24 protein-coding genes are annotated in these 23177 nt (G+C 44.2%); 13 read left to right on the forward strand and 11 right to left on the reverse strand.

What is annotated here, in order from left to right:
- Positions 1–74: 74 nt before the first annotated feature.
- From HFELIS_RS06125 to HFELIS_RS06145, 5 genes are all read left to right on the forward strand, one after another.
- Positions 75–734: a hypothetical protein gene (locus HFELIS_RS06125; RefSeq protein WP_013469673.1), complete on the forward strand. Its 660-nt coding sequence runs from the start codon at positions 75–77 to the stop codon at positions 732–734.
- Between the two features lie 259 nt (positions 735–993).
- The gene (locus tag HFELIS_RS09235) at positions 994–1299 is read left to right on the forward strand and encodes a PIN domain-containing protein (protein ID WP_013469674.1); all 306 of its coding nucleotides are present in this window, start codon (positions 994–996) and stop codon (positions 1297–1299) included.
- Positions 1300–1399: 100 nt separating this feature from the next.
- On the forward strand, positions 1400–3175 hold the full coding sequence (locus tag HFELIS_RS06135) for a DUF262 domain-containing protein (RefSeq protein ID WP_013469675.1): 1776 nt from the start codon (positions 1400–1402) through the stop codon (positions 3173–3175).
- Positions 3172–5454, forward strand: coding sequence for a GmrSD restriction endonuclease domain-containing protein (locus HFELIS_RS06140; protein ID WP_013469676.1), 2283 nt, complete (start codon positions 3172–3174; stop codon positions 5452–5454). Before HFELIS_RS06135 ends, HFELIS_RS06140 begins: the two co-directional genes overlap by 4 nt.
- Positions 5455–5528: 74 nt before the next feature.
- Positions 5529–5756 (forward strand): hypothetical protein, encoded by a 228-nt coding sequence (locus HFELIS_RS06145; protein WP_013469677.1) that lies wholly within the window; start codon positions 5529–5531, stop codon positions 5754–5756.
- A gap of 43 nt (positions 5757–5799) precedes the next feature.
- On the opposite strand, the gene radA is transcribed toward HFELIS_RS06145, so the two are convergent.
- The 7 genes from radA to rpsB are packed head-to-tail and all read right to left on the reverse strand — an operon-like array spanning position 5800 to position 12178.
- Positions 5800–7140: a DNA repair protein RadA gene (gene radA, locus HFELIS_RS06150; protein ID WP_013469678.1), complete on the reverse strand. Its 1341-nt coding sequence runs from the start codon at positions 7138–7140 to the stop codon at positions 5800–5802.
- Complete coding sequence (ftsY, locus tag HFELIS_RS06155; protein WP_041302858.1) at positions 7124–8008, reverse strand: signal recognition particle-docking protein FtsY; 885 nt, start codon at positions 8006–8008, stop codon at positions 7124–7126. The genes radA and ftsY overlap by 17 nt, the downstream gene beginning before the upstream one ends.
- A complete protein-coding gene (locus HFELIS_RS09360; protein ID WP_013469680.1) occupies positions 8008–8577 on the reverse strand; it encodes a TlpA family protein disulfide reductase in 570 nt (189 codons plus the stop codon). The genes ftsY and HFELIS_RS09360 overlap by 1 nt, the downstream gene beginning before the upstream one ends.
- A complete protein-coding gene (locus HFELIS_RS06165) occupies positions 8568–9185 on the reverse strand; it encodes an NAD(P)H-dependent oxidoreductase (RefSeq protein ID WP_013469681.1) in 618 nt (205 codons plus the stop codon). The genes HFELIS_RS09360 and HFELIS_RS06165 overlap by 10 nt, the downstream gene beginning before the upstream one ends.
- Positions 9186–9194: 9 nt before the next feature.
- Complete coding sequence (gene metK, locus HFELIS_RS06170; protein ID WP_013469682.1) at positions 9195–10343, reverse strand: methionine adenosyltransferase; 1149 nt, start codon at positions 10341–10343, stop codon at positions 9195–9197.
- Positions 10336–11403, reverse strand: a complete 1068-nt coding sequence (tsf, locus tag HFELIS_RS06175) for a translation elongation factor Ts (protein WP_013469683.1) — start codon at positions 11401–11403, stop codon at positions 10336–10338. Before tsf ends, metK begins: the two co-directional genes overlap by 8 nt.
- On the reverse strand, positions 11390–12178 hold the full coding sequence (rpsB, locus tag HFELIS_RS06180; protein ID WP_013469684.1) for a 30S ribosomal protein S2: 789 nt from the start codon (positions 12176–12178) through the stop codon (positions 11390–11392). Before rpsB ends, tsf begins: the two co-directional genes overlap by 14 nt.
- A gap of 189 nt (positions 12179–12367) precedes the next feature.
- Here rpsB and HFELIS_RS09510 point away from each other — a divergent pair, with 189 nt between their 5' ends.
- A complete protein-coding gene (locus HFELIS_RS09510; protein WP_013469685.1) occupies positions 12368–12502 on the forward strand; it encodes a hypothetical protein in 135 nt (44 codons plus the stop codon).
- Between the two features lie 82 nt (positions 12503–12584).
- Here the strand turns inward: HFELIS_RS09510 and glmU are convergent, their stop codons facing one another.
- Positions 12585–13883 carry a bifunctional UDP-N-acetylglucosamine diphosphorylase/glucosamine-1-phosphate N-acetyltransferase GlmU gene (glmU, locus tag HFELIS_RS06185; protein ID WP_013469686.1) on the reverse strand — a complete coding sequence of 433 codons (1299 nt, stop codon included), beginning with the start codon at positions 13881–13883 and terminating at the stop codon, positions 12585–12587.
- Between the two features lie 68 nt (positions 13884–13951).
- Between glmU and fliP the strand changes: the two genes are divergently transcribed.
- Positions 13952–14710 (forward strand): flagellar type III secretion system pore protein FliP, encoded by a 759-nt coding sequence (fliP, locus tag HFELIS_RS06190; protein WP_013469687.1) that lies wholly within the window; start codon positions 13952–13954, stop codon positions 14708–14710.
- Here fliP and HFELIS_RS06195 read toward each other — a convergent pair.
- The 3 genes from HFELIS_RS06195 to HFELIS_RS06205 are packed head-to-tail and all read right to left on the reverse strand — an operon-like array spanning position 14707 to position 16672.
- Positions 14707–15105 carry a DUF4149 domain-containing protein gene (locus HFELIS_RS06195; RefSeq protein WP_013469688.1) on the reverse strand — a complete coding sequence of 133 codons (399 nt, stop codon included), beginning with the start codon at positions 15103–15105 and terminating at the stop codon, positions 14707–14709. The genes fliP and HFELIS_RS06195 overlap by 4 nt on opposite strands.
- Before the next feature lie 44 nt (positions 15106–15149).
- Positions 15150–15803 carry an outer membrane protein gene (locus HFELIS_RS08785; RefSeq protein WP_013469689.1) on the reverse strand — a complete coding sequence of 218 codons (654 nt, stop codon included), beginning with the start codon at positions 15801–15803 and terminating at the stop codon, positions 15150–15152.
- Positions 15804–15856: 53 nt separating this feature from the next.
- Positions 15857–16672, reverse strand: coding sequence for a flagellar hook-basal body protein (locus HFELIS_RS06205; RefSeq protein WP_013469690.1), 816 nt, complete (start codon positions 16670–16672; stop codon positions 15857–15859).
- Between the two features lie 50 nt (positions 16673–16722).
- On the opposite strand from HFELIS_RS06205, the gene HFELIS_RS06210 reads away from it, so the two are divergent.
- The 6 genes from HFELIS_RS06210 to HFELIS_RS06230 are packed head-to-tail and all read left to right on the forward strand — an operon-like array spanning position 16723 to position 23146.
- The gene (locus tag HFELIS_RS06210; RefSeq protein WP_013469691.1) at positions 16723–17295 is read left to right on the forward strand and encodes a DedA family protein; all 573 of its coding nucleotides are present in this window, start codon (positions 16723–16725) and stop codon (positions 17293–17295) included.
- 49 nt (positions 17296–17344) lie between these two features.
- Positions 17345–17500 (forward strand): hypothetical protein, encoded by a 156-nt coding sequence (locus tag HFELIS_RS09060; RefSeq protein WP_013469692.1) that lies wholly within the window; start codon positions 17345–17347, stop codon positions 17498–17500.
- Position 17501: 1 nt separating this feature from the next.
- Positions 17502–19337: a selenocysteine-specific translation elongation factor gene (gene selB / locus HFELIS_RS06215; RefSeq protein WP_041302862.1), complete on the forward strand. Its 1836-nt coding sequence runs from the start codon at positions 17502–17504 to the stop codon at positions 19335–19337.
- A gap of 10 nt (positions 19338–19347) precedes the next feature.
- The gene (locus tag HFELIS_RS06220) at positions 19348–20904 is read left to right on the forward strand and encodes a glycerol-3-phosphate dehydrogenase/oxidase (RefSeq protein ID WP_013469694.1); all 1557 of its coding nucleotides are present in this window, start codon (positions 19348–19350) and stop codon (positions 20902–20904) included.
- Position 20905: 1 nt separating this feature from the next.
- Positions 20906–22393 (forward strand): glycerol kinase GlpK, encoded by a 1488-nt coding sequence (gene glpK / locus HFELIS_RS06225; protein ID WP_013469695.1) that lies wholly within the window; start codon positions 20906–20908, stop codon positions 22391–22393.
- Positions 22394–22402: 9 nt separating this feature from the next.
- On the forward strand, positions 22403–23146 hold the full coding sequence (locus HFELIS_RS06230; protein WP_013469696.1) for an MIP/aquaporin family protein: 744 nt from the start codon (positions 22403–22405) through the stop codon (positions 23144–23146).
- Positions 23147–23177: the final 31 nt, after the last annotated feature.

A 23177-nucleotide genomic window follows, 5' to 3' on the forward strand; every position in this document is an offset into this window, starting at 1 on the left:
TTTAATCTTTCTGAATTTTTTTGCTTTATTTGCTAAATTTGATAAAATAGGAATTTTGCATAAAGAATGTTAGCATGCCTATTGATTTAGTTTGGTATCAAGATAAATATGCTGAGGGGCATGAACAAAAAGAAAAACGCCCTCACTTTATCATTTATGAAGGTAGAGATTTTTTCCTAGCCTTTCCACAAACAACACAGAATAAACAAGCTAAAGAATACCCTTCGCATAAAAATTACATTATAAATGATCATGGGAAATTGATTGAAGTGATGATCGATCAACTGCGGATCGTTCCAAAGACACAGATTTTAGAAAACAATACGATGGAAACAGGGCTCAGTGCTGGGTTGCTCAAGGTATTTATTGCTAAACCTGTATCGGCACATAGAAAACCCCTTGTGGAGTATTTTTTAAAGAAAGCTATTTTGCAGAGCGAATCCCATAAAAACAAGCATGCCAAACAAATCACTTTTGGGGATGTAATCAAGCTCAAGCTACACAACAAAAACCCCTTATTGCACCCTTGCAATACTTTTATTGTGCTCTCTTGTGCTAATTTCCATTGTTCTAGTATGTGTCTAGTCGCTCCTTATAAAGATAAATCTATCATTTTTGAGTTATTGCACTGCATTGATTTTCAGAAACGAGAATTTGAGCTTTTAGACAATGCCAAAGATCGTTTAGATATTGAAAATTTATGCGAGAAAATTAGATTATCCTTAGAAATTTGAGAACCTCCAAGAAAGTTTGATACAACTAGCCGGCTGGCTCGGTGTTGTGTTGGTATAGGTAGCCCAAGATTCCTAGAGCGTTCAATTTTTCAATGTTCGTTTGCCCAAAAAAAGTAGCCACTTTAGTGAATTGGATTTTTTCTTAGGGTGTGCTACTCCCATCTCCAAGATCACCCTGTGCTCACCAATTTAGCTAAATCTGTAAAAGACTTGAACGACGGGGATTTTCAGCTCAACCTGCACCAAAAAGGGGGTAGATATGAAAATTGGTTTAGATATCGCTTCTTTGGCTACTACTATTAAAAAGCAGGTCGAAAAGATTATTTTAATTGCCAATGATAGCGGCTTTGTCTCTACTATTAAATTTGCCGAACAAGATAGGGTGATTGTTCAACTAGACCCTTTAATACGAGATGTGTCCGAAGATTTATCTCTACACATCGATCTCTTGCGGTTCTGCATCAACTTGAGATTAAGAGCAATAGAGAAACCTTTAAGACTTCGTTGTCTTAGAGCAGGCTCAAGACTCTCTTGCTTAGGTGTTAATAAAATCTCCAAGTTTTAAATCTCTTGTAACTCTATTTTTGCGCATTTTATATCCAAGCTCAAGCTCAAATTGTACTAGAATGCAACTTTGACATTGAAAAGCGTAGGATGGAGGTTTAATGCAAACCAATGGCTTGTGTTCCGTGAGTGATTTGACCGGACTTACTTTTAAAATCCCTGCTTATCAAAGAGGGTATCGCTGGAGTGAAAAAGAAGTTAAAACCTTGCTTGAGGATATTGTAGATTTTATCCAAGAGAGCAAACAGGAGGAATTTTATAGCCTGCAACCTATTGTGGTTCGGGCAGTGGATGAAATCTATCATGTCATCGATGGGCAACAACGCCTCACCACGATTTTTCTAATCGTTAAATATCTTGACAACAAAGATTTATTCTCTCTTGTCTATGAGACAAGAGAGAAGAGTTTTGAGTTTTTGCACGATATTGCAAGGCGATCTAAGCAAGAGAAAAATCTTAATATCGATTTTTACCATTTTAAAATGGCTTATGAGACTATTGAGAGGTTTTTTGAACAGACAGATCATGTAAAAAAACAAGAATTTTTAAGCACTCTACTTAATAGGTGCAAAGTGCTATGGCATGAAAGCATAGATGAGGAAAAAGAGGTCTTTGTGCGCCTCAATAGCGGGAAAATTCCCTTAGAAGAGGCGGAAAATATCAAGGCGTTGTTTTTGGCCCAACCCAAGGGATCGCACGCAGAAAAAGAGGTAGCAAAACGAGCCAAAAAATGGTACGAGGCAGAGAAAAAAGCAAGAGATGATCGGGATTTTGTTTATTGTGTTTTAGCGAGCGTGGATAGTCGGCAGATTATAGAGGGTGAAAAGCCCACTCTGTCTGACGATCTCCAAAGAATTGTAATCTATTTAAAAGCCATTGCACCTGTTAATACTCCACAAAAGCAAGGCGCATTGTTTGATTATTTTTATCAAAAATATAAAGATAAATCTATGGGAGAGGAGTGGAGCAAACTAGAAAAGGCAATTGATAGCTTGAATGGTTGGGCTAGGAGAAAAACAAGCGCAGATGTGGATGATAAAAAGATTTTTCACTATGTGGGGTTTTTGATCTATGAGGGAGTTAGTATCGCCTCCTTGTATAAAAAATGGGTGCAAATCAAGGATGATCAAACCATCAAACTTCCTAAAAAAGCCTTAGCAGCTTATCTTTTTGAGCAAATCAAAAACCGCATGCGGTCTAATATAGAGAGACGCGAAGTTTTAAGCTATAACGAAGATAATGACAAGCGGACGTTATTAGCCCTCCTCTTGCTCTTTAACATGGAATGCCACATTGCTAAGGATGTGGGATATTTCCAGTTTAACCGCTTTGTGCTAGAACAATGGACTCTAGAACATGTCTATGCTCAAAACTCAGAAAGCGTAGTGGCACAAAAGGAGCTAGAGGGAGACATCCAAGAGTCCTTAAAATATAGGATCATAGAATGGTTAAAAGAAGTCGAAAAACACCTTGAAGAGGGAGCTCTCAAAGAGGAGATTAAAAAATTCTTAAAAAAACCACCGTCCTTAGAAAATTTTTCTAAACACTTGGAGAAGAGAGGATTGCTTAAAAAAATCGATGAGGCATTTTTAGAGGATGGGAAATTACACCTTTTACAAAACCTCACCTTGCTGGATAAAAGTTCCAATAGCGCATTGGGTAATCTCATTTTTAGCAAAAAGCAAGAAAAAATTAGAGAACTGGACGACCAACAAAAACTTATTCCTATTGGCACTAGAATGGTCTTTTTCAAAGAGTTTTCAAAACCGGAGCGTCGCAGTCTGGATATATTCACCAAAGAGGATCAAGAGGATTACTTAGAAGAAATCAGAAAACGTCTTAAGGCATATATCGAAGATGAAGGGGTGCAACAATGAATGGAGCAGCCACCTTTTTAGAGTTTTTAGACTTTAAATTTTTAAAGAACGCACAAGTAGAGTATGTCGAAGTACCCATGCTCCAAAGAGATTACGCACAGGGGCGAAAATCCCAAATAGACATCGCATACAAATTTTTAAAGGCTCTTTTTGAAGTTTTAGAGGGCACAAAAAAGACTTTGCATCTTGATTTAGTCTATGGTTATGAGGATGGCTCTGTGTTTAAGCTCATCGATGGCCAACAACGCGTAACCACTCTATGGCTCTTGCATTTTCTTTTATACAAACAAGCCCATCGCCTCGAAGAGATTAAAGGGCAACTGAGTCATTTCACCTACCACGCCAGAGAGAGCTCCAAAGAATTTTGCAGAAAACTCTTAGAGGAAGATTTTGAGTGGGTGCAACAGCCCAGCGAGGTGATCAGTCAATATGAAGGCTCTTTTGGGGATGTGAGCGACTTAGAAAACGACCCTACCATTAAGGCGATGATCCACATGCTCGATCTCATCTATGATCACCTTAAAGATAAGGGGGCAAGCCTAGATCGCTACATTAGCAGACTCCCTAACATCTCTTTTGATGTGATCAATATGGAAGAGTTTAAGCTGGGTGAAGAGTTGTATATCAAGCTCAATGCAAGGGGTAAGTTGCTCAGTAAGTTTGAAAACCTTAAGGCTTTTATGGAGCAGGCTGATATTGCCTATGAATGGCTTTTAGCGTTGGATAACCACTGGAGCAATTACTTTTTTGAAAGCGACAAGGCAGAGGCTTTTGATCAACGCTTTTTTCACTTTTTACACTATGCTAATGCCTTTTTTGCCTTGCAAGATCGAGATTTCGACCAAGATAAATATCTTGATAAAATTTTTTCTACTGATCGCAGTATTGATGAGGGTAATTGGTATCGATTTTTACAAGAAGAGAAAAATTTAGAAGTCTTGGGGCAAACCATTGATTTATTGTCAAAATGCAAAGAAAATGCCAAGAATCAGGAAAAATACCTAGAATTAAAGTTGCTAACAATAAATGACCCTAGCTTTTTTGAAGCACAGGGAGAAAAGAGCAAAACCCCAAAGAACCAAGAGCCTAAACTAGAGAACAAAAAGATCGCTTATTTCTTTGCTCTCTTAGCCCTAAGCCAAGTCTATCAAGAAGGGGTTTTAGATAAGGATGTAAAAGATTACGCTAGGGTGTGTAAGCATTTCATTGAAAACAGCTTTCTTTATATTGCCGATCTCCGTGGTTTTGCTGGTCTTTTTCAAGCCATTGCTAAGGGTGTAACGCATAAAGAGGGCTTTCATGCCTTTTTGGCCAATACTAAAAAACAAACCTTCCATGGACTTTTTGGCCTAGAACAACGCAAAGCACAACTTATTTGTAGTGATGGGGCATGGGAAAACATTTTAGATCGAACAAGCAACCATGCCTATTTGGTGGGTTATGTGGGCTTTTTGCTGGAGTTTAGCAAGATAGATGGGCAGGAAAATCTGCAAAAATTTACAGACTATGCCACGCTCACAATGGAGATTTTAGATAAGTTTTTTATCAATGACGCATATCCGCTTAGCTTGTTCCAAAGAGCCCTGTTGTGTTTTGGAGATTATTCCATTACAAGCACCAATCAATTTTTTGGCAACCGCTATGGAACGGGGATGTTCCGCCACCGTCAAATTGTCTTTAAGCTGTTTGAAAAAGCACCTTTTAAACCCCAAAAATATCCAAAGCATTCCTTTCATAAACTCTTAGACAACCTTTTAAATATCGCACAAGGAACATTGCACGAAAAAATGCAAGACATACTACAGAGCTACATTTCACAGCAAGGGCAAGAGCTTTTAGAGGTTTCTTGGTCGCTTACAGAAAGATTTTGGTGGGAGCAACTCTTGCTCCAACAAGAAGAATTGTTTGGCTTTATCAATGCAGAAGTGGGCAAAGAGTGTGGACGAATCTATTTTTTTAATGATAGCAAGTTAAAAAAAGCCTACCTTTTGCTTGTCAAAAAGTATTCAGAAAAGGCAGTCGATTTGTTGGGCTATGCGCTCTATTGTTGTTTGAAACGCAAAATTAAAAACTTAGAACCCTATGAAAATGGCAGGCAAGTGCGCCAATTTGTATTCAATGGTTTTGCCATTTTTGCCAATAGCCAAACCTCTACAATCATCCTAGAGCACATTGAAGACAAGCAAGCACCCCAACGCATTCCTATTAATCTTAATTCGGGGCAGGATGTCTTTAAAGAACTCCAAAGCGTAGTAGACAAAATTCAGGAGATGCTTTAAACCTAGAGAGCTAGATGCAACCTAGAACTATATATTAAAGTGCAGAGATTCTAAAAGTCCCCGACTAAAGATCGATGCAGTTTTTGTTTTATTGCTCTAATTTCTTAGATATTGTTACCAATACCACGCCCATAACTCCTATTCCAACTCTGCTTAAGTGGAAAAATATGGTATGGGGTGTGTTAACTCCCTATACCGCCAAACTCATTACTTACACGATGGAGAATTTGGTGGCAGTTTTAAGTTCCAATATTGCCCGGGGGAAACAGATTGTCCGTCCCAAGACAACAGTTCCAAAGTGATGACCACTGCACAACAAAAATTTTATTCTTTAAAAACTTTGATTCACATCCACTCAATGATTTGGGACACATCCTTAGCTTCATAGCAAGCAATAGAGGTTTTTAAATTGGGCTTTTTGGGCACAATCGCCTTTAAAAAGCCGTAGTTCTCCATTTCTTTAAGGCGCACATTTAAATTAGGCACTTCTTGCACCGAGCCAGTGAGCCCCACCTCCCCAATAAAGGCGGTTTTATTGCTAATGGGACGATTTCTAAAGCTAGAGAGTATGCTCGCGATCACGGCTAAATCTGCGCTGGTTTCACTAATTTTTATCCCCCCGGACACATTGATAAAGACATCGTAACGATTGAGCGGAATCTCTAGCTTTTTCTCTAGCAAAGCTAAGAGCATGTGCAGCCGGTTGGTATCAAAGCTAGTGGCTAGGCGTTTGGGATTAGCTAAAGAACTCTCACACACCAAAGCTTGAATTTCTAAAATGAGCGCGCGCGAGCCCTCTAGCACCACACTTAAAGCACTCCCTGCCAAACTTTGCTGTTGGGAGAAAAAGAGTTTAGACGCTTCTTTAGCACTCATCAGCCCCTCTGTGTGCATTTCAAAAATACCCACCTCGCTAGTTGCTCCAAAGCGGTTTTTAAAACTGCGTAAAATGCGTAATTCTCTGCTAGGATCGCCCTCAAAATAAAGCACGGCATCGACCATGTGCTCTAAAACTCGAGGTCCAGCAATCGAGCCCTCTTTGGTGATGTGCCCGATGATAAAAATGGCGATTTGCTCTTGCTTGGCTAGGCGCATCAGATCAAAGGTGATTTCTCTTATCTGAGAGATCGATCCGGGAGCCGAGCTTACCGCACTAGAATAGAGGGTTTGAATCGAGTCGATCACACAGACGGCGTAATTAGTCCCGAGTAAATGCGCCTTGATCGTGTCTAAATCAATTTCATTGAGTAAATACAACTTTTCTTGCACGCAAGCAAGCCGGTCCGCTCTTAGGCGAATCTGCCCTGCGCTCTCCTCCCCGCTCACATACAGCACGCTCAAACCCGTGCTAGCTAGCCCGCCTGCCACCTTTAATAACAGCGTGCTTTTGCCCACCCCCGGAGCCCCCCCGATGAGATACAGTCCCCCGGGCACAATCCCCCCACCTAGCACGATGTCTAATTCTTTTTGCGTGGAGCTAAAGGTGCTGATACTCTCTTGCTGCACTTGGCTAATAGAGATAGCTGAGAGTTTGGGGGTATTTTTAAGGGGTTTGAGGTTTTCTAGCTCTTTGGGGCTGATCTCAACAAAACTCTCCCACTGGTTGCAATTATTGCACTTGCCCAGCCATTTAGGACTGACAAACCCGCAATGTTGGCACTCAAAAACCCTAGACTTCTTGCCCATCTTTAAAGATCGCATCTAGCAGGCTTTTGACATACTCCATTTCCTCAAAAGGGATTAAATCGTTTTCTTTCTCCCCCACGCCCAAGTATAAAATGGGCAGTTGCAACTCATAAAGAATGCTCAAAATACACCCCCCCTTGCTCGTGCCATCTAGCTTAGTAACAATCACCCCGTCCAGCTCTAAGCTTTCATGAAAAATCTTAGCCTGCTCGAGTGCCGAACTGCCCTGAGTGCCATCTAATATTAAGATTTTATAATAAGGAGCGTTATTTAGTGCCTTGCTACACACCCTAGAGATTTTTAACAGCTCGTTTTTTAGATTGGTTTGGTTGTGCAAACGCCCGGCCGTGTCGATGATGATTTGATCCACCCCCCGCGCGATCCCCGCCTCAATGGTGTTGTAAGCTAACGCGCTAGGATCGCTATTTTGCCCTGCACTAATCACCTCTAGTTGCAATTTCTCGCCCCAAAGTTGGAGTTGTTTGACGGCCGCAGCTCTAAAGGTGTCCCCCGCCCCTAGCAAAACTTTCTGCTTGTTGAGTAGGTGCTTTTTAGCTAGTTTAGCAATCGTGGTCGTCTTGCCCGCCCCATTCACCCCCAAGATTAAAGACACTAAGGGTTTGGTGTCAACGGGTTTGAAGCGCACTTGATCGTAATAACTCTCTTTGCGTAAAAAGCGCATGAGGGCGACTTCTAAGTGGTTGCGTTTGATTTGCTCGGGCAGGTGTTCTAAGAGCTTTTCCACGAGGTCAAATTGCACATCAAAGCCGATTAAAATTTCCTCCATCTCCTCTTTACTAAAAGTCGCGTCCTTAGTTTTGAGCAAAGAGGCGACATTTTGAATCGTCTTTTTGAAAAAGTTAAACATCATTCTTTCTTCGTAGTGTTGGTGCTAAGTAGGTCTTGAATATCTTTAGCTAGCATCTCCTCAACCACTGCGCCGTGATAGCTCTGATATAAAGTGCCATCAGATTTATAGAGGAAAAAATAGGGGAGTTTCCACTGCGCACAACCCAAACTCACACGCAATGAATCTAAATTGTCTTTGGGGTTGAGCAAAGTAAATTTAGGCGTGTGGGCTTTGAGATAGGCATCAATAGCTTCTTGCTTATAGGGTTTGTCTAACACAGCAACAAAACTCACGCCTTTAAAATTACTCTGCAAATGCTTTAACAGAGCACTATAGGGAACAAACTTTGGCTCTAAACTCAAGAATAGTATAAAAATGGGTTGGTTGGATACCCCTTGAAGCTCTAACCCTTTTGGGGTGTGTTTGAGGACACTCGCCTGACCTTTTTGATCGACAAACTCCCATGTTGTGGGGACTTCCTTAGTTTTTGGCGCGACCTCTTGGGGAGGGCTCTCTTTTTTCTTATGCTGATCAGAGCAAGCACTCAGACTTAGCAAAAGCAAAATAAGGGCGTATTTTAGAGCCACCGAATCGCGCTCCCCTTAGGCTTACGCGCTTTAGGGGTGGGAGGCATCGCTCCCTTGCCCAGCGCAACTAGGCAGGCAATTTTGGGAGGGTTAATAAAGGTGCTCAATGCCTGTTTAACCCCCTGGGGATCAAAACCGCCAATAATGCAAGTATCCACCCCCAAAAGTGTGGCTGCTAGACACATTTGCCCTACAGCGATATAGCATTGCTCTTTTAAATACCCATCAATGAGCTTTGAATCCCCCTGCAATCTCTCTTTAAGCAAAATATTCACCCCATCGCCAATGCGCTCCAAATAAGAGGGGGGGCAAAAGCTGGCAAAATAATCAGCTTTGAGCATACTAGAGTGCATATAGCCCACCACCACTAATGCGCTGGCATCTTGAATCATCTGCGCGTTGTAGCCCACATGGGGCAGGAGGGCATCTTTATGCGTGCCTTGTAAAACCAAAAACTCCCAAGGCTGGGTGTTATAAGAACTAGGGGCCAACCAAGCGGCTTTGAGCACTTCTTCAAGCACTTCCTTAGCCACCGGGCGGCTAGGGTCAAATTTTTTGCATGCAAAACGGCGTTGCAAGAGAGAATGAAATTTTTCTAAAGACAACATAGGATCTCCTTAGTGTTTAAAATACTCTTGAATAGCTTTTACCTTGTCTAGTTGCTCCCAACTAAAGCCCTCGCGTCCAAAATGCCCATAAGCAGCCGTTTGGCGATAAATAGGGCGCAAGAGATCGAGGCTTTGGATAATTCCCTTGGGAGTGAGCTTAAAAAGGGCGCGCACGCAGGCCTCTAATTCCTGAGGACTATATTTACTTGTGCCATGCGTGTTCACATAGACAGAAACTGGCTCAATAACCCCAATGGCGTAAGCAAGCTGGATAGTTGCCTTAGCACAAACCCCGCTAGCTACTAAATTTTTGGCAATATAACGCGCCATATAGGCCGCGCTACGATCCACCTTAGAGGGGTCTTTGCCACTAAAGGCCCCGCCCCCATGCGGACAACTTCCCCCATAAGTGTCTACAATGATTTTACGCCCTGTCAAACCCGCATCTCCCTGTGGCCCGCCAATCACAAATTTACCCGTGGGGTTGATGTGGTAGATGATATTATCATTAAGAAACTCTTTAGGGAGCACTTTGTAGACAATTTCCTCGATCACGGCTTCTCTGAGATGCTTTTGATCCACCTCAGGAGAATGTTGGGTAGACACCACGATAGTATGCACCCCCACAGGTTTTCCATCTTCATAGCGGATTGTAACCTGCGCCTTGCCATCGGGGCGCAAAAAAGGCAGGGTCGCGCTTTTGCGCGCTTGGGCCAAACTAGAAGTGATAGAGTGGGCTAAATAAATGGGTAGAGGCATATAAGAAGGGGTTTCATTGCAGGCGTAACCAAACATCAAGCCTTGATCGCCAGCACCCACTTCTCCATCGGCGCGATCTACACCCTGATTAATATCTGGGCTTTGCTCACCAATCGCATTGAGCACAGCCGCACTGCGGTAATCAAAACCATAAAGCGCGTCTGTGTAGCCGATGTCGCGCACCACTGCGCGCGCGATCTCTTGCATGGGGGCATAAATTTTAGTTTTAAGTTCGCCTGCAATCACGCAAAAGCCATTGGATAGCAAGGTTTCGCACGCCACGCGTGCATGCGGGTCGCGCTCAATAATGTAGTCTAAAATGGCATCGCTGATCTGATCGGCCATTTTATCCGGATGCCCCTCAGTAACCGACTCAGAGGTGAATAAATGGTTATTCATGACCCATCTGTGCAGCCACTTCGGCTGCAAAATCTTCGCTTTTTTTCTCAATCCCCTCGCCCACTTCAAAACGCACATAAGCACTAATGCTTAAAGTGTCCTGTAGCTCTGCTCCCTTCTCCTTTAAAACCTGCGCGATGGTCTTTTTATCATCCATCACAAAAAACTGCCCTAGCAGAGTGAGGCGTTGATCTAAAAGAGTGTTGTCAGCAATAAAGCGCTCCATTTTGCCCGGAATGATCTTATCAAAGATTTTTTCCGGCTTGCCCTGCTCTTTGAGCTCTTTTTTATAGGCTTCCTCTTGTTGGCTTAGCACTTCTTGGGTTAACTCAGCGTGGCTCACAAAGGTAGGAATATGTTTAAGAGGTTTACCCAAGCGTTTAGCCTCTTCGTTTTCTTTTTCCAATTCAGCCACTAGGGCTAATTTTTCCTGAGCGATAAACTCTGGAGTGAAGGCGTGGTGATCTAAAACAACGGGTTTCATCGCAGCGGCATGCATGGCGATTTGGCGGGCTAATTCGCGCAGTTTATCGGTGTTAGCCGGGTTAGTGTGGGTGATTTTAATGATTGTTCCAACCCGGTGATTAGCATGCAAATAACCATTTAAGGCTTCGTTTTCTTTGGCACTCTCATGGGTTAAACGACGCACTACGATATTTTCTCCAATTTTAGCGATTGCGCCGTGTAGATAACTTTCATAGGTTTGCCCCTCTACAGAGGCTTGATAGAGCGATTCTACACTCTCTACCCCTTGACCTTTAGCTACCTCCAAACTCTTAGCCACTAATGCTTTAAAGTGATCGTTTTTGGCTACAAAATCTGTTTCGCTATTGATTTCTAACATAGTGGCTTGTTTGGTATCTACCTCTAGGGCGATCACTCCCTCAGAAGCCACGCGATCAGCCTTTTTAACCGCTTTGCTCAAACCCTTTTGGCGTAGATGTTCAATAGCTTTTTCTAAATCCCCTCCGCACTCTACTAAGGCTTTTTTGCAATCCATCATGGGCGCATCGGTGATCTCGCGAAGTTGTTTAACCTGTGCAGCACTAATTTGACTCATGGACTTCTCCCTGCTCTTCTTGATGTAATTCTTCTAAGACCTCGATGCGTTCCTCATCACTCACTGGCATCATTTCTTGAGATTCCTCAGAACGGCCTACAAGTTCCCGACCCTCTGTAATCGCTTCAGCCATTTCTTTACAAAAGAGGCGGATAGAGCGAATCGCATCATCATTGCCGGGGATGGGGTAGTCTACCAAATCAGGATCGCAATTGGTATCTAGGGGAGCGATGATGGGAATGCCCAAACGGCGCGCCTCAGCCACGGCGATTTTTTCTTTCACCACATCCACTACAAACATCATGTCAGGCATTTGTTTCATGTGGCGCACTCCGCCTAGATACTTTTCAAGTTTCTCTTTTTTACGCAAGATCATTAATTTCTCTTTTTTAGTGAGCAGATCGATCTGTCCGCTAGTTTCCATGTCTTCCATGATTTCTAGTTTGCGCACGGATTTACGGATCGTGCTAAAGTTGGTGAGCATTCCACCTAGCCAGCGGTAATTGACATAGGGGACATTGACCTGCATTGCGTATTCTTTGAGTGCATCGCTGGCTTGTTTTTTAGTGCCTACAAACATGATAGTTTTGCCCTCAGAGCTTGCATCCCGTACTATGTTATAGGTATAGCGGAAATAACGCAAAGTTTTTTGCAAGTCGATGATGTGGATGTTTTTACGCACCCCAAAGATAAAGCGTTTGGTTTTAGGATTCCAACGCCTTGTTTGGTGGCCAAAATGCACCCCGCATTCTAATAAGTCTTTCATTGTGATCATTATTGCTCCTTAAAGTTTGCCACCACACCCGACCGAAGACCTTAAGTATGGGTGTGTGTAGATTTGTCGCAAAGGACACGCGATTTTAACGCACTTCAGATAAAGGAGAGTTTAAGCACTTACAACAACACTTTTAATATACATATGTATATGCTAGCATAACAACATCTTAATAGAAAGGAGAAAACGATGGCACAAAGCAAAAGCGAACGGGATCACCACTCTAATCAGTGCAACCCGAACAATCAAGCCTATAGAGATGCGCAAAATAACCGCGCTAACCAGCTCAACCCAAACCATCCGGAATACAAAGGCAACAAGTAGCCCTTCGGTCTTTCTGGTGGTTAGGTCCCTCAAGGGAGGAGGGGGCTTTGAAAACGATCCTCTCTCTTCTAAAACCCCTTAACTAAAGCTTGAAAAACTTAAAATACCCCTGCGCTTTGTTAGTTTGAGGTGTGCGGCTCAAAACTAGATCGCCCTCTTGCATATTAGTCGTGATAGTGCTCCCAGCCCCTATTAAGACATTAGAGGGGATATTTAAAGGAGCGATGAGCTGGGTATCGCTTCCAATAAAAACATTCTGCCCAATAATGGTTTTGTGTTTGGCCTTGCCATCATAATTGCAAGTGATCACGCCCGCGCCTACATTGCTCCCCCGATCAATACTACAATCTCCCAAATAGCTCAAGTGCCCGGCTTTGACACCGTTCAATTTGGCTTGTTTGGTCTCCACAAAATTACCCACATGGCTATTGATAATCTCAGAGCCCGGGCGTGTGTGGGCTAGAGGTCCTATGGTGCTATTTTCAATCACGCTATTTTCAATCACGCTATGCGCCTTGATGTGGGCATTTTTCAAATGGCATTTTCCCACAAGCCGCACCCCCTGCTCTAACACACAAGCCCCCTCAAAACTAACCCCCTTTTCTAAATAAATGGTGTGGGGGAGTTGCATGCACACCCCCGCCTCCATTGCACCCTCTCTTAGGCGATGAAGCATCGCCTCTTCAGCCTGTGCGCGCTGGCTCTGAGAGTTCACTCCCATAAAATACGCAGGATTGACAAAGATGGGTGTAAAATCTCCCCCCCCCAAACCTACCAGCTGCGTTAAATAATATTCTTGCTGTGCGTTATGGTTGTCTAGTTGGGGCAAAAACGCGCGCAAAAACTCTTGCCTAAAAAGATAAACACCTGCATTTAAGGTAGGGACACTCAAGGTTTGCGTATCCGCATCCTTCTCTTCTACAATGGCTACTGCGCGCCCATCTTCTAGCACCACACGCCCATAACCTGCAGGCTGATCTAGATGAAAAACCCCCAATGCATTGGTGTTTTTAATCTCTAAAAAGGGTTTTAGGGATTCTTGGGTGATCAAGGGCATATCCGCATTCAATACAAGCACCTGTTCGTATTTGGTGGAGATGGGGTTTTTATGTGTATCCATTAAAGCTCCCCCCGTGCCCGGAAAGCGCAAATCTTGCAAATGCAAAGAAATATTTGTGTGGTTAAAGGCGTGTTGAATCTTTTCTGTAATGAGAGCGTGTTGGTGTTGCAAGATGACATGCACATCATCGCTCAAATCTAGAGCGGCATCGAGCACCCAAAAGAGCATTTCACGCCCGCAAATTTTATGCAAGACTTTGGGCACATTAGAGCGCATGCGCGTGCCCTTGCCTGCAGCTAAAATCACAATAGAGAGAGCCATAGATGTCCTTTTAAGCGATTTTAACACAAATGCACTATACTTTGGGATTCATAAAAACGAGGTGCGCATTGTTATTAAGATTAGTGTTAGGGCTTTTAATTTTAGCTCTAGGACTTGGAGGGGTAGAATTCCCCAAAGACCCAGTGATTCCTACGATTGATTTATCTTTGAGCGCGCCGCACACACCCACACAATTAGTTACTACTCTAAATGTTGTCTTAGTGCTCACGCTCTTAGTCTTAGCACCCTCTTTGGTGCTAACAATGACAAGTTTCATCCGCCTGATTGTGGTCTTTTCTTTCTTGCGCACCGCCTTGGGCACGCAACAAACCCCGCCTACACAAATTCTAGTTTCTTTAGCCTTGATCCTTACTTTTTTCATTATGGAGCCCACTGCTAAGAAAAGTTACAAGATCGCCATTAAGCCCTATTTGGCCGAAAAAATTTCCTACACGCAAGCTTTTGAGAGGGGGGTAGTGCCTTTTAAGGAGTTTATGCTCAAAAACACGCGCGAAAAAGATTTGGCCCTCTTTTTTAGAATCCGTAACTTAGAAAATCCTAAAGATGTTAATAGCGTGCCCTTGAGTGTCTTAGTGCCCGCTTTTATGATCAGTGAGCTCAAAACCGCTTTTCAGATCGGATTTTTACTCTATCTGCCTTTTTTGGTGATTGATATGGTGGTCAGTTCCATTTTAATGGCAATGGGGATGATGATGCTCCCCCCTGTGATGATCTCCTTGCCCTTTAAAATTCTAGTTTTTATCTTGGTAGATGGCTTCAATCTTTTGATCGAAAACTTGGTAGCTAGTTTCAAGCATATCAGCTAAGGCCGCCATACATGCCCTATAAAGTTGGCGCAGAGCAGAACAAGCAGAACTTTAAAAAGAATCTCGCTTTGTGCGTGCATCTGGGCAAAGGCCTGTGTCGTGGTTGCGCCTATGGCTTGAGCGTGCAAAATATGCGGGGTGTAATAGAAACTAAATAGCGCGATCAAAGCTGTGCTTAGTAAACCCGAGAGTGCAAGCAAAGACTGTCTAGATCGTTTGAGCAAAAGATACAAGCTATCTAGGCCTAGTAACACGCCTAAGGCGTTCAAAAATGCGTTAGCGCGCACAAAAATACGCCCCATGAGCACCCCTGCATCCCCCTGTGAGAGCAGACCGGATTTAAAAATAATGGGAGCAACCCCTGCCCCAGCAAAGAACACCACCCCAACACCCATTCCTAGTCCCAAAAGGATTAGAACATGCCAAAATCTTAAAAACATTAGAATAAAAGGTAATAGGCTACTGTGAACGCCCAATCGCGTTTAAGGCGAATCACACTCTCATTAACCTCTGCGCCGTTGAAATATTCTGTATAGTTTGCGTTCAACATAGGGACTTTGAAACCTACTTCAATCCCATGATATTTTGTTAAGACGGCGCGCACCCCACCATTAAACAGCCATTGGAATTTTGTTTGGGGATTACTACCACCCTTGACTGTCCACCAAGTATTAGCTCCCACTGCTATTCCTCCAAAAACACCCAGACTAAATTCATCCGCATTGATCAGATTGATGAGCAAGTCCAAGCCCACCCCATAAGCCGAGAGATTGAAGCTATTATTAGTGAACGCCACATCATTATTGTAAACAATTTTGCCAAAATCAGTGATCCCCCAATTGTAAAAGCCATAATAGCGCAAGCCTATCCAACCCTTTTGTCCAAAAAGTTGGTTGTAGCCCACATGCACCCCAACTCCTTGTGTGATAGCATTCTTAGGTATGATAGCACCTGTCTTGCTCTGCCCTAATACTTTCGCTCTAAAGGAGGTCCCTCCCATTTCATACATAGCTCCTACAAAGAACGCGCTCTTTTCTGCTTGCAACCCCCCCACTAAAGCCCCTAAAAGACTTAAAGTTTTTAAGGTGCGCATAAAAACTCCTTTTTGTAAACATGGAGGCAAAAATCGGGCGAAGTTTATTTATTTTAAGCCCGCGTGGCTAATTTACTGATCGCCTCTGCGTGCATGTCATCCATATGAGTGCGTAAAACTTTAGAATACATGTCTACCAAACGATTAGCCTCAATAAGGCGAGTCATTTCGCGCACGGCGTTAACATTGCTCTTTTCTAAAAATCCTTGATGCACGATGGGCGCGTTCAATTCCACTCTTTCAGCCATTCTCTCTTGAGGGTAGGTGTATAAATTATTCCCAATTTTTTTTAGTAGTTTTTGGCTCTGAAACCCTACCACAGCGATATTGCCCCCGGGCACCTCTTCATTACCATCATGAAAAAAGACTGCCCCACTATTGCCCACACTCACACGCGCCCCGGGTAACATCTGAATCCCTCCCCCGCTCTCAAGCCCCTCGCGACTCAAGACATGGTAACCCTCTTTAGTACTTAAAAACCCTTGCGAATCGATGGTAAAGCTCCCATCACGGGTAAAAGCGATGCCCTGAGGAGTTTGCACGGCAAAATAGGCATTGGGATCGCTTAGAGCAAAATCCAAATCACCATCTGTTTTTTGCACAGCCCCTAGGCTGTAATCTGTATAGCGTTCGCTAATGATAGGCACACGATTAAGATTCCTGTTTAAGTACTTTGCCGCCTGTTTTGTTTGATCCTGTAGGGGCAGTTGATCGCGGTAGTTTTGATAGAGGTGTAAAAAATCTCCCACCACAACATCATCGCGTTTAAATCCATTGGTGTTAAGGTTGGCCAAGTTGTTTGAAATTTGATCCAAGCGGTTAAACTCTGTAACCATCCCCCCAGTAGCGTCATAATATCCATTTGTCATGTGAACTCCTTGTATGTGCTATATTATAGCCAAAAAGATCAAGGGGACACATGCAAGAGAGCATTATGCATTTCCAACATCTATTTTCCACTTGGGGGTATCTCTTGCTCTTTGTCTATTCTTTAGGAAGTGGCTATGTGGGGATTGTGGCCGCTGCTATTTTGAGTTCTATGGGAGCGATGAATATTACTATGAGTATTCTTGTGGCGGGCGTGGGCAATTTTGTAGGGAGTATGGGGTTGGCTTTGTTGGTGCGCACCCAAAAAAAAGGCTTCTATGTTTATTTTTCTAAACACCGGCGTAAATTCGCCCTCGTGCATATATGGTTGCAAAAGTATGGGGTGTGGTTGATTTTGGGTAATAAATATATTTATGGGATCAAGAGTGCTTTACCCCTAGCCATTGGTTTTAGCAAATATGATCTAAAAAAGTTTGCGCTGTTAAATGCGTTAGCGTGCGTGCTTTGGGCCTGTCTTGTAGGTCTAGTGGCCTTTTATGCTAGCGCGTGGGTGAGTCGTTTGGCCGATACTCTAAGTGGGTATGCCTACCTTGTGCCTGTGGGTGTTGGTATGTTGCTCATAGGTCTTTGGTGGGTGTTAAAAAAGGTGAGTGCGAAAGTTTAGTCAAAATTGCCATGAAAATGCTAGGATTCATCTCTTTTAAGGAGAAAACATGAGCAAATTACTTTCTTTGGGCTTAGTGCTGTTGTTATTGAGTGGTTGTTGTCAGTGCCCCACTAATCCCACAACCCCTACCAAAAAACACAAACAACATAAAAAACCCCCCAAAGTCGCCCCCAATGATGGTGAACCCCCACAAGTCGAGTAGCGTGGCTGTAAAGGAGGCGTATTTTTTATTAGGGGTGTGTGGGCATGTTGACCATGGCAAAAGCGCGCTGATCAAAGCTTTGAGCGGGTTTGAGGGGGACACGAGCACCCAAGAGCAAGAGAGAGGGATGACCATTGATCTAAGCTTTAGCCATCTTAGAGGGGCGCAGCGCACCTTAGGATTTGTAGATGTCCCGGGGCATCAAAGTTTGGTAGCGACCATGATTTCTGGGAGTTTTGCCCTAGATTTGGCTCTATTGGTGGTCGATGCCCTAGAGGGCATTAAGGCGCAGACTTTGGAGCATTTATTGGTGCTGTCTATCCTGCGTATCCCTGTACTTGTAGTGATCAGCAAAATAGATCGCTGTCCTCAAACCCAAGAGTTAGAAAAAGCCATTTCTAGCGCGCTTGAAGAATACCAGCTAAACACTCTAGGACTTTTTAAATGCAGTATTTACGATCCTAGTAGTCTTGAAGTGCTCAAAAACTTCTTGCTAACTCATCCATTCTCTAAACAAACCCAAGATAACGCGCTTAAAGACCTCTTTAGACTTTATATCGATCGCGTGTTTGTGGTGGCAGGACGGGGTGTAGCTGTGAGTGGGACCTTGCTAGGTGGAGAGATTAAAACCGGGCAAGTGGCTTATATCCCCGCTTTAGAAAAAGCGATTCGTATCAAAGCCCTACACCAACACGGCGTTGAGGTAGCCCAAGCGCATGCCCACCAACGCGCCGCCCTGTTGCTAGGCGATGTGAAAATTACAGAAATACAAGTAGGCATGTTCTTAAGTCAAAAAGGAGTGTTGCGTGGTTTTAGTGCGTTAGATGTGCAACTCTTACCGCCCAAAAACGCCCCCGCGCTCAAGCATAATCAAGAGGTGCAGGTGCAATTAGGCACGCTCAAATGCAACGCTAAGGTTTTACTTTTAAGCCCCCCTTTTGCTACTCTTATTTTTAATTTAAAAGTTTTTGCCTGTTTTTACGATCGTTTGATTTTAAGTTGCTCTGGGCGGGTGTGGGGAGGCGCGTTAGTGTTAAACCCCATTATCGATCCGCTCAAAAAACCCCTTAAAATCGCTTTACTTCAGGCGTTGGCGGTGCAAAATTGGACTGAGGCTTTTAGTCTACTAAGCCAAGCACACAAAAAGGGTTTTGGACTTCTCTCTTGCTTGCAACGCTTTGGGCGCAACCACGCCCAAGCCCTAGAAATTGCCAAAGAAATCCCTCACGCGATTTTAGATTCTCAAGCGATGGTGCTCTATCCTGACACCGCCCTAGAAAACCTCAAGCGCAAAATCCATGAGATTTATAGCCATAACCCTTATGCTCTTTTGAGTGTCAAGGGCTTATGCGCTATGCATAGTCATATCAGCGCACACCTAGCTACCCTAGCTTTTGAAGCCCTACAAAAAGCCCATTTTTTAGAGAAATCCGGAGGGCTTTGGGTGCGCAAAGGCGTGCCACTCAAGCAGGCGCAAACAAAAGTGCAAGACACGCTTTATAAACACATTGAGCAGGCTAAATACGCCCCCCAAGCTCCCTACAATCTCTACGACTTATTGAACATCGATCGCGTGGTTGGGGATAGCGCGCTCAAATCTCTCTGCCATGCCCGTAAAATTGTGCGCTTGTGTCATAATGTGTTTGTGGCTTACGGGGTTTTACAAGAGGTTTTAGCATTGATGGAGCAACTTCTAAAAAATCATGGCTATTTAGACATTGCCCTTTTAAAAACACGCCTCCCTCTCTCGCGTAAATTTCTCATCGCCTACCTAGAATATTTTGATAGCTTAGGCAAAACCATCAACACACAGGGTAAACGCACCTTAAAATCTTAAAAGGAATAACATGCAACGCACTGATCAGCTAAATCATCTTAATAAAGATTTATGGGATGTGATCATTATTGGGGGCGGGGCAACTGGACTAGGAATCGCCCTAGATAGCACCACGAGGGGCTATAAAACTCTGCTCTTGGAGCGCAAGGATTTTACGCATGGGACTTCTAGCCGCTCGACTAAATTATTGCATGGAGGGGTGCGCTATTTGGCTCAGGGAAATTTTTCGCTGGTCTATGAGGCTTTACATGAAAGAAATTATCTTATTCAAAACGCCCCTCATCTGTGCCGCTCTCAGGCGTTTATTATCCCTTGTGCAAATTTTTTACAAACCCTCTTTTATGGTTTTGGTCTTAAAATTTATGCTCTAATGGCAGGCAAGTTAAACCCCAAACCTAGTAGTATCCTCTCCCAAGAAAAAGCCCGCTTGGCTCTGCCAGCTATCCTAGAAAATAAGCTTACTAGTGGAGTGCGCTACTATGATGGGCAATTTGATGACGCGCGGCTAGGAATCACCCTAGCTCTAAGCGCGCATGCCCATGGGGCTACTCTCATTAATTACATGGAGGTGCTAAAACTTCTCCAAGATGATCATCAAAAAATTTGTGGGGTGGTGGCACGCGATAACATTTGTGCTAAAACTTACACCCTGCGCGCCAAGGTGGTGATCAACGCTACGGGCGTTTTTACCAACCCCATTAACAAAATGGACCCCAGCACACAGGAAAACCACATCACCCCCAGTCAGGGCGTGCATTTGGTCTTCGATCGTAAATTTTTGCCCACAGACAACGCCTTGATCATTCCTAAAACCTCCGATGGCAGGGTGCTTTTTGCCATTCCCTGGCATGATAAGCTCGTAGTAGGCACCACAGACACCCCCATTCAAGAAGTTAAAGATAATCCCCTCCCCCTAGAAGAGGAGATAAAATTCTTGCTCGACACTCTGAAAGATTATTTAAAAAACCCCCCACAAAGATCAGACATTCTCTCTTGCTTTGCAGGGCTTAGACCCTTGATTGCTACAGGCAATACAGAGACAAAAAAAGCCCCCCGCAATCATAAAATCTATATCTCCCCTAACCATTTAGTCCATATCAATGGAGGGAAATGGACCACTTACCGCTACATGGCTCAAGAAACTTTAAATGCCTGTATCCAAAAACAACTCTTGCCTAGCAAGCCCTGTATCACTAAAACCCTAAAACTTTATGGCTACTGCCAAGATTCTCTCCCCGAGCATTTGCGCGTCTATGGCACGGATGCGCACAAAATCTTAGACTTCCAAGCTCAAAACTCCACCCTAGCCCAACCAATCCACCCCAACTACCCCTACACTTTTGCCCAAGTGTCGCATGCCCTCCAACATGAAATGGCACAGAGTGTAGAAGATGTTCTTTCTAGGCGCATACGCCTTTTATTCTTGGACGCTAAAGCTGCTTATGAGAGCGCGCCTAGCGTAGCGCAATTTATGGGGGAGTATTTGGGCTGGGATCAAACAAAAATCGCTCAAGAAATCCAAAGCTTCCAAGATTTGGCTAAGGCACATCTCATCACAAAGGATTAATATGCAACAATACCTCATGGCTTTAGATCAGGGCACCACCTCATCAAGGACGCTCATTTTTAACAAACAAGGGCAGGTGGTCTCTATCGCGCAAAAACCCTTTAGCCAATTTTTCCCTAAGTCCGGCTGGGTAGAACATGACGCTAAAGAAATTTGGGCAACACAGATTGCTACTTTAACGGAAGCTTTAGCCAAAGCGGGCTTAGACGCTAAACAAATTGCTGCCATTGGGATCACTAACCAACGCGAAACCACCATTATATGGGATCGCCACACGGGCGAGCCCATTCATAACGCCATTGTTTGGCAGGATCGGCGCACCGCCGATCTGTGCGAAACTCTTAAAAAAACCCACGCCTCTATGATTCAAGCCAAGACGGGGCTAGTGATCGATGCTTATTTTTCTGCCACTAAAATTGCTTGGCTTTTAGATCATATCAAGGGAGCGCGGCTTAGAGCAGAAAAGGGGGATCTGTGCTTTGGCACCATAGATACTTGGTTAGTCTATAACCTCACTAAGGGCAAGGTGCATGTGAGTGATGTGAGCAATGCGAGCCGCACCATGCTTTATAATATCCACACTCTGCAGTGGGATAGAGAGCTCCTAGAGCTCTTTAATATCCCCCCCAGCCTGCTACCAGAAGTCAAATCCTCGAGTGAAATTTATGGGCATTCCGCCACGCGCTGGGTGGAGAGTGCCATTCCAATTGCGGGCATTGCCGGGGATCAACAAGCCGCGCTCTTTGGGCAAATGTGCGTGGAACCGGGCATGGTGAAAAGCACTTATGGAACGGGTTGTTTTTTACTCATGCACACCGGAGAAACCCCCGTTACTAGCCAAAACCACCTTTTAAGCACGATCGCTTGGCAGATTGGGGGTAAAACCCATTACGCCCTAGAGGGGGGCGTGTTTGTAGGCGGAGCGGCAATCCAGTGGCTAAGAGATGGAGCAAGAATGATTCGCACCGCTGCAGATATTAATAATTTAGCCGCCACGGTGGAGGATAATGGCGGGGTTTACTGCGTGCCTGCTCTCACAGGACTAGGCGCGCCTTACTGGGATCAATATGCTAGAGGGGGCATTTTTGGGATCAGTCGAGGGACTACAGATGGGCATATCGCACGAGCGATCCTAGAGGGAATTGCCTTTCAGGTGCATGACATCATCAAAGAGATGGAAAAGGATGCTGGGCACCCTTCTAGGGAAATTCGCGTGGATGGGGGGGCGAGTGTGAGCGATTCTTTAATGCAAATCCAAGCAGATATTTTAAACACCCCCATTATCCGTCCCCAAAACACCGAAACCACCGCGATGGGCGCGGGCTATTTGGCAGGCTTGGCAGTGGGCTTTTATAAAGATTTAGAGGAAATCAAATCTTTGTGGGCGATCAATCAAACTTTCAACCCCAAACTTGAGAGGGCAAAGGTGGAGGAAATGTTGCACTTTTGGCAAAAAGCTATTCAGGGTGTGAGAGCGTGGCTAGCTTAAGGGGGACATGTGGAAATTCTTATCTATGAAATTTTGGGCACAGCCCTTTTAATTTTGCTAGGTAATGGCGTGGTCGCGGCGTGTTGTTTGGAGGGCACTAAGTGCGGGAATTTGGGCGGACCGGCTCAATGGATGGTGATCACAACTGCGTGGGGGTTTGCAGTGTTTGTAGGGGTGGTGGTCGCTGGTCCTCATAGCGGGGCGCATTTAAATCCGGTTATCACAATTAGTTTAGCTCTACTAGGCAAGGTTTCTTGGGGGAGTGTGTGGCTTTACTTGGTGGGGCAATTTGTAGGGGCGATGCTAGGGGCGTTGCTCGTTTATGCCATTTATTACGATCACTTCAAAATCACCACAGATGAGGGCGCAAAGCGGGCGTGTTTTTGCACAGAACCTGCCCTTAGAAACTACGCTTCTAATTTTTTAAGTGAGGCTTTGGGGGCGTTTGTGCTAGTCTTTGTGGTGTTGCACATCGCCAATTCCTCAATTTCCATTGCTGAGGATGCGCATGCTAAAATCGGGCTAGGTAGTATTGGCGCGTTGCCTGTAGCTTTGCTAGTGTGGGCAATTGGGCTTAGTTTGGGTTCTACAACCGGCTATGCGATCAACCCAGCAAGGGACATGGGACCTAGAATTGTGCTAGCACTCCTACCCCTTAAGGTTTCTGCGGATTTTTCTTATAGCTGGATTCCTTTCTTTGCCCCCTTTGTGGGAGGAATCTTGGCTACAGGGTTAAAGATGTTCTTAGCTTAGCTCACCCTCCAAACTCAATGATCATAGCAGG

It is taken from the genome of Helicobacter felis ATCC 49179 (assembly GCF_000200595.1).
GTDB lineage: Bacteria > Campylobacterota > Campylobacteria > Campylobacterales > Helicobacteraceae > Helicobacter > Helicobacter felis.

What these genes read in the sequence shown, in the direction of transcription:
- HFELIS_RS06125 (WP_013469673.1), top strand. Translation starts at nt 75, where the DNA reads ATGCCTATTGATTTAGTTTGGTATCAAGATAAATATGCTGAGGGGCAT.
- HFELIS_RS09235 (WP_013469674.1), top strand. Translation starts at nt 994, where the DNA reads ATGAAAATTGGTTTAGATATCGCTTCTTTGGCTACTACTATTAAAAAG.
- HFELIS_RS06135 (WP_013469675.1), top strand. Translation starts at nt 1,400, where the DNA reads ATGCAAACCAATGGCTTGTGTTCCGTGAGTGATTTGACCGGACTTACT.
- HFELIS_RS06140 (WP_013469676.1), top strand. Translation starts at nt 3,172, where the DNA reads ATGAATGGAGCAGCCACCTTTTTAGAGTTTTTAGACTTTAAATTTTTA.
- HFELIS_RS06145 (WP_013469677.1), top strand. Translation starts at nt 5,529, where the DNA reads ATGCAGTTTTTGTTTTATTGCTCTAATTTCTTAGATATTGTTACCAAT.
- radA (WP_013469678.1), bottom strand. Translation starts at nt 7,140, where the DNA reads ATGGGCAAGAAGTCTAGGGTTTTTGAGTGCCAACATTGCGGGTTTGTC.
- ftsY (WP_041302858.1), bottom strand. Translation starts at nt 8,008, where the DNA reads ATGTTTAACTTTTTCAAAAAGACGATTCAAAATGTCGCCTCTTTGCTC.
- HFELIS_RS06165 (WP_013469681.1), bottom strand. Translation starts at nt 9,185, where the DNA reads ATGTTGTCTTTAGAAAAATTTCATTCTCTCTTGCAACGCCGTTTTGCA.
- metK (WP_013469682.1), bottom strand. Translation starts at nt 10,343, where the DNA reads ATGAATAACCATTTATTCACCTCTGAGTCGGTTACTGAGGGGCATCCG.
- tsf (WP_013469683.1), bottom strand. Translation starts at nt 11,403, where the DNA reads ATGAGTCAAATTAGTGCTGCACAGGTTAAACAACTTCGCGAGATCACC.
- rpsB (WP_013469684.1), bottom strand. Translation starts at nt 12,178, where the DNA reads ATGATCACAATGAAAGACTTATTAGAATGCGGGGTGCATTTTGGCCAC.
- HFELIS_RS09510 (WP_013469685.1), top strand. Translation starts at nt 12,368, where the DNA reads ATGGCACAAAGCAAAAGCGAACGGGATCACCACTCTAATCAGTGCAAC.
- glmU (WP_013469686.1), bottom strand. Translation starts at nt 13,883, where the DNA reads ATGGCTCTCTCTATTGTGATTTTAGCTGCAGGCAAGGGCACGCGCATG.
- HFELIS_RS06195 (WP_013469688.1), bottom strand. Translation starts at nt 15,105, where the DNA reads ATGGGTGTTGGGGTGGTGTTCTTTGCTGGGGCAGGGGTTGCTCCCATT.
- HFELIS_RS08785 (WP_013469689.1), bottom strand. Translation starts at nt 15,803, where the DNA reads ATGCGCACCTTAAAAACTTTAAGTCTTTTAGGGGCTTTAGTGGGGGGG.
- HFELIS_RS06205 (WP_013469690.1), bottom strand. Translation starts at nt 16,672, where the DNA reads ATGACAAATGGATATTATGACGCTACTGGGGGGATGGTTACAGAGTTT.
- HFELIS_RS06210 (WP_013469691.1), top strand. Translation starts at nt 16,723, where the DNA reads ATGCAAGAGAGCATTATGCATTTCCAACATCTATTTTCCACTTGGGGG.
- HFELIS_RS09060 (WP_013469692.1), top strand. Translation starts at nt 17,345, where the DNA reads ATGAGCAAATTACTTTCTTTGGGCTTAGTGCTGTTGTTATTGAGTGGT.
- HFELIS_RS06220 (WP_013469694.1), top strand. Translation starts at nt 19,348, where the DNA reads ATGCAACGCACTGATCAGCTAAATCATCTTAATAAAGATTTATGGGAT.
- glpK (WP_013469695.1), top strand. Translation starts at nt 20,906, where the DNA reads ATGCAACAATACCTCATGGCTTTAGATCAGGGCACCACCTCATCAAGG.